Source organism: Vibrio sp. V19_P1S1T109, assembly GCF_002241375.1.
GTDB classification, from domain to species: Bacteria; Pseudomonadota; Gammaproteobacteria; order Enterobacterales; family Vibrionaceae; genus Vibrio; species Vibrio anguillarum.
On the sequence record NZ_NDIM01000130.1, the window covers coordinates 1 to 9,030 of the forward strand.

General features: G+C 44.9%; 11 protein-coding genes. 5 read left to right on the plus strand and 6 right to left on the minus strand.

All coding sequences use genetic code 11. The annotated features are described in order from the left end of the window. Nucleotides 1–566, plus strand: a 566-nt coding sequence (locus B9J87_RS06060) for an inositol phosphate phosphatase SopB (protein ID WP_303396258.1), incomplete at its 5' end; no start/stop codon positions are given. 134 nt (nt 567–700) lie between these two features. Here the strand turns inward: B9J87_RS06060 and B9J87_RS06065 are convergent. Then, nucleotides 701–1,567: a DUF72 domain-containing protein gene (locus B9J87_RS06065; RefSeq protein WP_094149762.1), complete on the minus strand. Its 867-nt coding sequence runs from the start codon at nt 1,565–1,567 to the stop codon at nt 701–703. Nucleotides 1,568–1,843: 276 nt separating this feature from the next. On the opposite strand from B9J87_RS06065, the gene aspS reads away from it, so the two are divergent. Continuing rightward, nucleotides 1,844–3,619, plus strand: a complete 1,776-nt coding sequence (gene aspS / locus B9J87_RS06070; protein ID WP_019282187.1) for an aspartate--tRNA ligase — start codon at nt 1,844–1,846, stop codon at nt 3,617–3,619. A 120-nt stretch (nt 3,620–3,739) separates the two neighbouring features. Further along, a complete protein-coding gene (locus B9J87_RS06075; protein ID WP_026028832.1) occupies nt 3,740–4,318 on the plus strand; it encodes a thymidine kinase in 579 nt (192 codons plus the stop codon). An 84-nt stretch (nt 4,319–4,402) separates the two neighbouring features. On the opposite strand, the gene B9J87_RS06080 is transcribed toward B9J87_RS06075, so the two are convergent. From B9J87_RS06080 to B9J87_RS06090, 3 genes are read right to left on the minus strand one after another with little or no spacing between them, the layout of a single operon-like run. Then, nucleotides 4,403–5,035 (minus strand): YdcF family protein, encoded by a 633-nt coding sequence (locus tag B9J87_RS06080; RefSeq protein ID WP_094149764.1) that lies wholly within the window; start codon nt 5,033–5,035, stop codon nt 4,403–4,405. Beyond that, nucleotides 5,028–5,858, minus strand: coding sequence for an NAD(P)H-binding protein (locus B9J87_RS06085; RefSeq protein ID WP_094149766.1), 831 nt, complete (start codon nt 5,856–5,858; stop codon nt 5,028–5,030). The genes B9J87_RS06080 and B9J87_RS06085 overlap by 8 nt, the downstream gene beginning before the upstream one ends. Nucleotides 5,859–5,890: 32 nt before the next feature. Beyond that, nucleotides 5,891–6,781: a LysR family transcriptional regulator gene (locus B9J87_RS06090; protein WP_017043935.1), complete on the minus strand. Its 891-nt coding sequence runs from the start codon at nt 6,779–6,781 to the stop codon at nt 5,891–5,893. A gap of 96 nt (nt 6,782–6,877) precedes the next feature. Here B9J87_RS06090 and B9J87_RS06095 point away from each other — a divergent pair, with 96 nt between their 5' ends. Beyond that, nucleotides 6,878–7,321, plus strand: coding sequence for a PACE efflux transporter (locus B9J87_RS06095; RefSeq protein WP_094149768.1), 444 nt, complete (start codon nt 6,878–6,880; stop codon nt 7,319–7,321). A 64-nt stretch (nt 7,322–7,385) separates the two neighbouring features. On the opposite strand, the gene B9J87_RS06100 is transcribed toward B9J87_RS06095, so the two are convergent. Further along, nucleotides 7,386–7,619 (minus strand): TIGR02647 family protein, encoded by a 234-nt coding sequence (locus B9J87_RS06100; RefSeq protein WP_010318620.1) that lies wholly within the window; start codon nt 7,617–7,619, stop codon nt 7,386–7,388. Nucleotides 7,620–7,921: 302 nt separating this feature from the next. On the opposite strand from B9J87_RS06100, the gene focA reads away from it, so the two are divergent. After that, nucleotides 7,922–8,776, plus strand: coding sequence for a formate transporter FocA (gene focA / locus B9J87_RS06105; protein ID WP_094149770.1), 855 nt, complete (start codon nt 7,922–7,924; stop codon nt 8,774–8,776). A 70-nt stretch (nt 8,777–8,846) separates the two neighbouring features. Here the strand turns inward: focA and B9J87_RS17830 are convergent. Further along, a partial coding sequence (locus tag B9J87_RS17830) for a hypothetical protein (RefSeq protein WP_217898079.1) occupies nt 8,847–9,030 on the minus strand: 184 nt, incomplete at its 5' end.

Here is a 9,030-nt window from a genome sequence, read left to right on the forward strand (position 1 = left end):
GTATAAACCTAGAGGGTTTAAAGATTCTGTTGGGGGATGGTTTTTGCAATAGTACTGATCCACAAGGTTGGGTCGGTAAATATTTGGCCGATAACCCTAAAAATAAATCGGTTGTTTTACAATTGGTACAACAAATAAAAGAGATTTGGGAAGCTAAAGCACATAATACCGATGAGAGTGACCCATACAAAATGGCAAGGTGCATTGTGTTATTAACGTATGAAATTGGGATTATTCCTGCTTGGAATTGCAAAAGTGGTAAAGATCGTACGGGTTTTCTTGACGGAGAAGTTAAGCGAGAAGTGATTAAATTACATCAGAATGAATCGGTTACTCCTTGGGGAGCACTTGGCAGTGAAGATCAGAAACTACTACAGAAGGTTTTACTCAACAGTGGTAACTTACAAATTCAGGAATCGAACACAGGAGGAGCTCAGGGGAATAAAGTGTGTACAAAAACACCTTGGATGCTGAGCTCAGCAGAACTGTCTCTAAAAAGAAAGAGAATTGGTGATAGAGACGCATGGAAAAAGATAAAAGGTTTGTCTAATTTTGTGAATTCATGAAACTGAATACCAAAAGATAGTGGCATTCATAAAAGCCTGATGGTTTGTTACCCCACATTTTTATGTGTTCGCATGAACTGGATTCCCCCTTTTGTTACACAATAGGGGGTGTGTATTAGTGGTGAGTTTTAGTATCAAAATAGGGTGATTTGGTGCTGGTCATCTTGGGCTGGAAATGTTGTCAATGTAGGTAATGTGAGTCGTTGTTGCAGCTGTTGGTATAGCTCGGCGGCTAATAATGGGGCTTCAATATTGTCTGGCGTGTGGACCATAAGATAAGGTTGTTTTCTTTGTTCGATCCAATGTGGCAGTTTGGTCATCCACGCTTCAAAAAAGGGGTAATTGGCCTCTAATTCTGGGTGGCCGATAAAACGGATCATCGGCGTTTGTGCCGTGGCAATGGCGTGAACAGGGACTTTAGGTTTCTTTTTCTGAGCATCAATGATGACGTCGGTCGTCGGTTTGGCCGAAAAGATAGGACGACTATCCATAATGATTCGATCAATCGACGATTCAACTAACCATTGATTGAGCGCTTTTTCAGCTTCTCCCTTAGCAAAAAACTCAAGGTGCCGCACTTCAACACTCAGTGGAAAACCCGCGGGAAAATAGGCGCAGAATTTTTTCAACTGCTCTAAGTGCTGTGGGCCAAAAGTAGCTGGCAGTTGGATGGTCCATAATCCAACACGAGAGTGTAGAGGCTCCATCAGCATCATAAAATCTTTTAACTGATCTTGGCAGCCAGTGAGCTTATGTTCGTGGGTAATAGCTTTGGGCAGTTTGAACGTAAACCGAAAATCATCATGAGTGGCGGCGCGCCAGTTCTGCACTGTGTTCATGGAAGGTGACGCATAGAAAGTAGTGTTGCCTTCTACGGTATGAAAAACCCTCGCATACTTTTCAAGACGCTGCGCAGCAGGCGTTCCCGCGCCGTAAAACGTACTTTGCCAGCCCGCGTGTGACCACATGGTAAGGCCGAGTCGCAGTGGTAAATTCATCATACTGACCTTTTATCCATTACTAAAAATAAATACTCTACGAGAGTTTTGATGATTTTGGTATTTTAACGCTATAATCAGCCGCAATTTCTCAGCGGTGTTGCTATTTTGGTTGATTATTGATTTAAAAAGCAGCAACCCTTGATAAAACACAACAAATTGTATTCTGGAAGGTCGATTTTGCACATCTTTCAGCGTATAAATGGAACTTTGCGCTGCTCAGATAATGACGCTGAGCGGCTTAGAATTGATAACTAATTAGAGATTGGGAAATTCATTATGCGTAGCCATTATTGTGGTCACCTGAACAAGTCCCTCGCAGGACAAACTGTGGAGTTGTGCGGCTGGGTTAATCGCCGTCGTGATTTAGGCGGTCTTATCTTTATTGATATGCGAGATCGTGAAGGCATCGTTCAGGTGGTGGTTGATCCAGATATGGCGGATGTATTTGCAGTAGCTAACCAACTGCGTAATGAATTCTGCATTAAGCTCACTGGTGAAGTACGCGCGCGTCCAGAAAGTCAAATCAATAAAGAGATGGCGACTGGCGAAGTAGAAATTCTCGCGAGTGGGATTTCGATTATCAACCGCAGTGATGTTTTGCCACTGGATTTCAACCAAAAGAACTCAGAAGAGCAACGTCTAAAATATCGTTACTTAGATCTACGCCGTCCAGAAATGAGTGATCGTATTAAGCTGCGCGCTAAAGCGTCTAGCTTTGTACGCCGCTTCCTTGATGAACACGGTTTCCTCGATATTGAAACGCCAGTTTTGACGAAAGCAACGCCGGAAGGGGCTCGTGATTACTTAGTGCCAAGTCGTGTGCACAAAGGCAGTTTCTATGCACTTCCTCAATCGCCACAACTGTTTAAACAGTTGCTGATGATGTCAGGTTTTGACCGTTACTATCAAATCGTAAAATGTTTCCGTGATGAGGATTTACGTGCTGACCGTCAACCAGAATTTACTCAAATCGATATTGAAACGTCATTTATGACGGCAGATCAAGTGCGTGAAGTGACCGAAAAAATGGTTCGCAACATGTGGCTAGAACTACTAAACGTTGATCTAGGCGATTTCCCTGTGATGCCATACAGCGAAGCGATGCGTCGCTATGGTAGCGACAAGCCGGATCTGCGTAACCCACTGGAATTGGTTGATGTTGCAGACCTTGTAAAAGATGTGGATTTCAATGTTTTCTCTGGCCCAGCTAATGATGCCAAAGGACGCGTTGCGGTTATTCGTGTACCGGGTGGCGCGGCATTAACTCGTAAGCAAATTGATAGCTACGCTGAGTTTGTTGGTATTTATGGCGCGAAAGGTTTGGCGTGGATGAAAGTCAATGACCGCGCTGCTGGCTTAGAGGGTGTTCAATCTCCGGTCGCGAAATTCCTTTCGGCTGACATTGTGGAAGGCATTTTGGCGCGTACTCACGCTGAGTCTGGCGACATCATTTTGTTTGGTGCCGATAAAATAAAAGTGGTGACTGAAGCCTTGGGTGCGCTGCGTTTGAAATTGGGTAAAGATCTGGCGATCACCAATGAAAATTCATGGGCTCCACTATGGGTTGTTGATTTCCCGATGTTTGAGGAAGATGACGAAGGTAACTTGCATGCTATGCATCACCCATTTACCGCGCCACTTAACTTAACCGCGCAAGAGCTGCAAGCCAACCCAGCGGTTGCAAATTCAAATGCTTACGACATGGTACTAAACGGCTATGAAGTGGGCGGTGGCTCGGTGCGTATTCACAATGCTGAAATGCAATCTGTGGTGTTTGATATTTTAGGTATCGATGCGCAAGAGCAACAACTGAAATTCGGCTTCCTATTGGATGCGCTGAAATTTGGTACGCCACCACACGCAGGTCTTGCATTCGGTCTTGACCGTTTGGTGATGCTGTTGTGTGGTACGGAAAATATTCGCGATGTGATTGCCTTCCCTAAAACAACCGCAGCCGCTTGTTTGCTAACGGATGCACCGAGTCTGGCTAACCCAGCGTCGCTCGAAGAGTTGGCGATTGCGGTGACGGTCGCAAAAGAAAAAGCGCAATAAACGCAACGGTAACAGGGTGGCGAAAGTCACCCTCTTTTTTGCCCCTGCGTAGGGTTATCCTTTTTTATTTGAGTGAACCTTGTTCTCTCGCCAATTGACTTAGTGACAGGAATCTCTCTTTTGGCTCAAATGTATTTCTATTACTCTGCGATGAATGCAGGTAAATCAACCACTCTTCTACAATCTTCTTTCAACTACCAAGAGCGTGGTATGACGCCCGTGATCTATACCGCCGCCATCGACGACCGCTATGGTGTTGGTAAAGTAAGTTCAAGAATAGGATTGGAATCAGACGCCCAGCTTTTTACTGCTGAAACGAATTTGTATGATGAGATCAACGCACTGCACGAGCAACAAAAGCGTCACTGCATTTTGGTTGATGAGTGCCAATTCTTAACCAAAGATCAAGTCTATCAATTGACTGAAGTGGTCGATAAAATCGGCATTCCGGTACTGTGCTATGGCTTGCGTACCGATTTCTTAGGTGAGCTATTTGAAGGGAGTAAATATCTACTTTCTTGGGCCGATAAGCTGGTGGAATTGAAAACAATTTGTCATTGTGGCCGTAAAGCGAACATGGTCATTCGCACCGATGAACATGGAGTGGCGATTGCTGAAGGTGATCAAGTCTCTATTGGTGGTAACGATAAATACGTGTCGGTATGTCGTCAGCACTATAAAGAAGCCTTGGGTAAGTAAATTCATTACTTCTGCGCCTTGAACAAATTATTCGATAGGGAGGTTTAAGCCTCCCTATCTATTTTGTATGCCCCACAACTTGTGTTACCACTCAAATTGACTCAGAACTTGGTAAGCAAGTGTCACATCGTCAGGGATCGGTTGCTCAATCTGAAATCCTTGTGCTGGGTAGTCGCGGACTCGCACAAAATCGTCTAGTAGCGCACTCAGTACAACATCAACGGTGAAATCCTCATCAAGATAATCGAAAAATGTCTCTCCGCTAGAGGTCACCATCAATGACTCAAATGGGGCAGGCCACTGCTGAACAAATGTGGCGTAGGCACGACGTTCCATGAAGGGTTTTTGAACCACAATAATACGTTGCGCAGTGATCGATTTTTCTGCCAATAGATGGTGACTAAATCGTACATTTTCTCCAGAGTGAGTCGCCTCTTTTTCCAGTAAAATCGCGTGGGTTGGTACGCCACAATCTTTGGCTATGTAAGCAAAGGTTTCTGCTTCGCTTTTAGCAAATTTACCCTCAGTAAAACGCCCTTGTCCGCCAGAGAAAAGAAGGTAGGGAGCCAGATTTTGTTGGTACAAATGTGCAGCATACTCAGCCACGCGCAAATCATTGCTGCAAAACACCATAATGATATCGGCCGCGACGAGCTCATGCTTCATCTGCATGTACTGCCACAAGGTTTCAATGTGTTGGTAGAGATGTTTACTCATTCAGTGCCAGTGCCTCTAACGTGTGTGAATAATGAAATTGATAGCCCAATTGGCTCAGCTTGTCGCTTAAGATGCGTTTGTCTGCAATATCGACAATTGGCGGCAATGGTGAGTCTAGCTCGGCGGCCGCCAACGCGGCTTGATAAAACTCAGCTTTACTCACGGTTTGTGGTGTGGTGGCGTTAACGACCTGTTTGGAGAGTTTTTCGCTGGCAAAAATCAGTGCACCAATGGCGTCTTTTTGATGCAACATATTAGCTGGTGCAAGCCGGCTGACTTGCGCCAAACGCGCTGCAAATCGTGAGGGATGACGCTTTGGTCCGATCAAGCCACTACAGCGTACAATGACATAATCTAGCCCTGAATCGATAACGTGTTGCTCGGCTTGCAACATGATTCGTGCTCCTTCACTGAAGTTTGAGTCATTTTGCGCCAGTGACAAGGAGGCATCCTGTTCACTCATTGGTTGTGCAATGTCAGGATAGACGCTGGTTGAGCTGACCATGACTATTTTACGCACATTAGCCAGCTTTGCTTGCGTGACTAAATGCTGCCACTGCTGCGCATACTCTTGCCCTCTTCCCTTGCGAAAACCGGGTGGAAAGCTGCCTATCACCATCTCACTTTTTTGAGCAATAAAGTGCTGCGATAAGCTTTGGTCGCGCAGAGAAAGATCGCATACAAAGCCTGTGATGCCATGTTGCGTTAACTCAAGCATTCCTGCCGTTTGGGTGCGGCTGGCGTAGACTTGGTGGTTTTCGGTAAGAGCTTGCGCTAGAGGAAGGCCTAGCCAACCTACGCCAATGAGGGTAATGGTGCTCATAAAATGTACATCCTGTATTGATTGTATGCCGATCAGGCATCGGTGAGTGGACTAAGCTGGCGCAACAACTGCCTGACCATTTTATGGATAGGATCGGCGCTCATGCGCTGGTGCTGAATGACATCAATATTGGTATACCAAGCCAGCTGTTCAAACTCAACAGGGACACGCACTAATTTCCCCATCGCTTGTTCACTTTCGGCTAAATAGCTTGGCAGCAAACACCATCCTAAACCGCTTAACGCCATCTCTAATAATAGATAGTAGTTATCGGCGTACCATATCTCGGGGCTAAAGGCTTGATGGAAACTGCTGGTTTTATGGCTGCGTGAGCGGATAACGAGTTGGCGATGCAATCTTAGCATATCGATATGGGGCGCTTGATGCTGAGCCAATTCATGCTCTGCGGCCACATAAACATCAAAACGGATTGAACCGACATTTTCAAAATCAAGGTTATTCGGTAAGGCCAATTCACTGAAGATGATCCCACAGCTAGCGCGACCTTGTTCCACCATCTCAATCACATCGGTACTTGATGCACTTAAACATTCAATTTCAATGTGTGGAAACTGTGTGGCTAACTGTTTGAATAAATGAGTTAACCCTTGTAACGGGATCCCTTCATCCATCGCAAGCGAAAGCTGTTGATTGGGTGAGGAAACAAGCAGTTGTGCTTGTTGCGCTAAGCGTTGATGTTGCTGCAACGTCGCTTGCGCATACGGTAGAAGTCGCTCGCCTTGCGCAGTTAATCGTGGATAACGGCCGGAGCGATCAAACAGTTCTACACCGCAATCAATTTCTAAATTGATGATGTGTTGGCTAACGGCCGATTGAACTTTGCCCAACTGTCTTGCCGCGCCGGAGAAAGATCCACTCTCAACGGTTGCGGTGAAGGCTTGCAACTGATCAATACTCAACATATCTCATTTACCGATACTATCTAACTTTTTAGTATCTTCAATATAGATAAAAATGAGTCCATTCAACACCTCAGACGAAGAATAAAGAGGAGAAAAATGATGTCAATGAGAGAGTTGTCGATGAAAGAGCGCCTTTTCCATGCAATAACGTTTGAAGTGACCGCATTAGCGTTAATTATTCCAATTTCCGCATTGCTGACAGGACAGGGAACGGGGGATTTAGCCATGATAGGTATTGGTTTGAGCCTATTTGCCGTAGCGTGGAACTATCTATACAACGTTTTGTTCGACCGAGTGTTTGGTACCAACCGATTAGCGCGTACGGTTAGCTTACGCTTGTTACACACGACCGGTTTTGAAGGTGGGCTCGTCTTTATTTCTATTCCGGTGATCGCTTGGGTTTTAGACGTATCGATGTGGGATGCATTGATTTTGGAAGCTGGGTTTCTGACCTTTTTCTTTATCTACACCACACTGTTTAACTGGGGATATGATCGAATTCAGCCCTATCAACGTTGGATTGAGCGAATGGCCAAATAAAGAAGGGCGGTTTTTAAAGGGGACAAGGCAGCCAGCAGAGTCACGGCTGCCTTTGCAGGCTAGATTAAGAGTTCAAAACGCGCAGCACGCGCTCTGCATGCTCTGCCACTTCGATGCCTTCATCCGTCAAATAGCCACCATCAGGTAATGTACACAGACCTTTTTCGTAAAGACGTTGAACGGCGGATTGCATGTCGTCAGACGCATCATTACGGACTTTAATGCCAGTCGCAGCGCTGCTTAAATCAAATTGGAGGAGTAGATTGAGCTCGGCGATATTTTGTTGAGTAAATTTCATCTCGACACCTATGTAGTGAATGATTTTTTGTCACCATAGATGCCTGCGCAGTTAGCCGCAATCAGTTGTTGTAAGAAATGTTATCTGCAACCAAATTGGGGATATTTCACACAGTTATATTCATCATTGGTTTGTAAGAGAGTGACTATCTATAGGCGCTGGATATGGGCTATCAATAAATTTTTATGATTTTCATCACGCTAAACACATTTTTTGTAAACATAGAAAATAGCTCTTGAATTGTCATAGGAATGGAGCGATTATCCGCGCCTTATATAACTTGTTTCAAAATGTTACTTGCCATGAACTTAAACCAATTTGATTCCCTATTGCCACCGCAAATGGCAGAGCGCGCCGCAGAAACTGGCGTTGGAAAAGCGACGAAAGATCCGATGAAGTCTTTCCTTCTTGCCATTTCTGCTGGTATTCATATCGGTATTGCTTTCGTTTTTTACACTACAGTGACGACAGGCACGGGCGATATGGCTTGGGGTCTGAGTCGTTTTATCGGCGGCTTTGCGTTTAGCTTAGGTCTTATTCTGGTGGTGGTCACTGGTGGTGAGTTATTCACTAGTTCAGTGCTAACTTTGGTTGCACGTGCGAGTGGCAAAATTTCTTGGAGTATGCTGATTAAAAACTGGGTCATCGTCTACTTTGGCAACCTTGCTGGTGCGCTGATGCTTGTCGCCTGTATGCTCGTTTCCAAACAATATATGTTTGATGGTGGACAAGTTGGCCTCAATGCGATGGCCATTTCTCAGCATAAATTGCATCACGAGTTTATGCAGGCAGTAGCGCTTGGCATTATGTGTAACGTGTTGGTGTGCGTGGCGGTCTGGATGACTTTCAGTGGTCGTACCTTGACTGACAAAATTATGGTGATGATTTTACCTGTCGCTATGTTTGTCGCCGCGGGTTTTGAGCACTGCATCGCTAATATGTTCCAAGTTCCGATGGCAATTGGTATCAAATATTTTGCACCCGCTGAGTTTTGGCAGGTGACGGGTGCCAATATTGCCGACTACGCAGACCTTAACTTAATGGGTTTTTTGATCAATAACCTATTACCCGTGACGATTGGTAATATCATAGGTGGGGGTGTTTTTGTTGGCATTTGGTACTGGTTAATTTACCTTCGAGATGGATCTCACGAATAACTCCTTATTGAAGAGATGATTTTAGAAGCGGCTTTGGGCCGCTTTTTGTTGTCATCTCTAAACCATCGCCTTAGGTGGTGTTGACTGCTTCTGCTAGTGTTTGTTCACTATTTATACCGTTAAAACAGCTTATCCACATTTTCTGTGGATAAGCTGTTTTAAAGCCAGTGTGTAAGATGAATTGTGATAAGAGTTTTTGAATTTGGACAAACACTGTAGAAGAAATTCTAGAGATGTTAAAGCTCATCATAACC

What these genes read in the sequence shown, in the direction of transcription:
- B9J87_RS06100 (WP_010318620.1), bottom strand. Translation starts at nt 7,619, where the DNA reads ATGAAATTTACTCAACAAAATATCGCCGAGCTCAATCTACTCCTCCAA.
- B9J87_RS06085 (WP_094149766.1), bottom strand. Translation starts at nt 5,858, where the DNA reads ATGAGCACCATTACCCTCATTGGCGTAGGTTGGCTAGGCCTTCCTCTA.
- B9J87_RS06065 (WP_094149762.1), bottom strand. Translation starts at nt 1,567, where the DNA reads ATGATGAATTTACCACTGCGACTCGGCCTTACCATGTGGTCACACGCG.
- B9J87_RS06095 (WP_094149768.1), top strand. Translation starts at nt 6,878, where the DNA reads ATGATGTCAATGAGAGAGTTGTCGATGAAAGAGCGCCTTTTCCATGCA.
- aspS (WP_019282187.1), top strand. Translation starts at nt 1,844, where the DNA reads ATGCGTAGCCATTATTGTGGTCACCTGAACAAGTCCCTCGCAGGACAA.
- B9J87_RS06080 (WP_094149764.1), bottom strand. Translation starts at nt 5,035, where the DNA reads ATGAGTAAACATCTCTACCAACACATTGAAACCTTGTGGCAGTACATG.
- focA (WP_094149770.1), top strand. Translation starts at nt 7,922, where the DNA reads ATGAACTTAAACCAATTTGATTCCCTATTGCCACCGCAAATGGCAGAG.
- B9J87_RS06090 (WP_017043935.1), bottom strand. Translation starts at nt 6,781, where the DNA reads ATGTTGAGTATTGATCAGTTGCAAGCCTTCACCGCAACCGTTGAGAGT.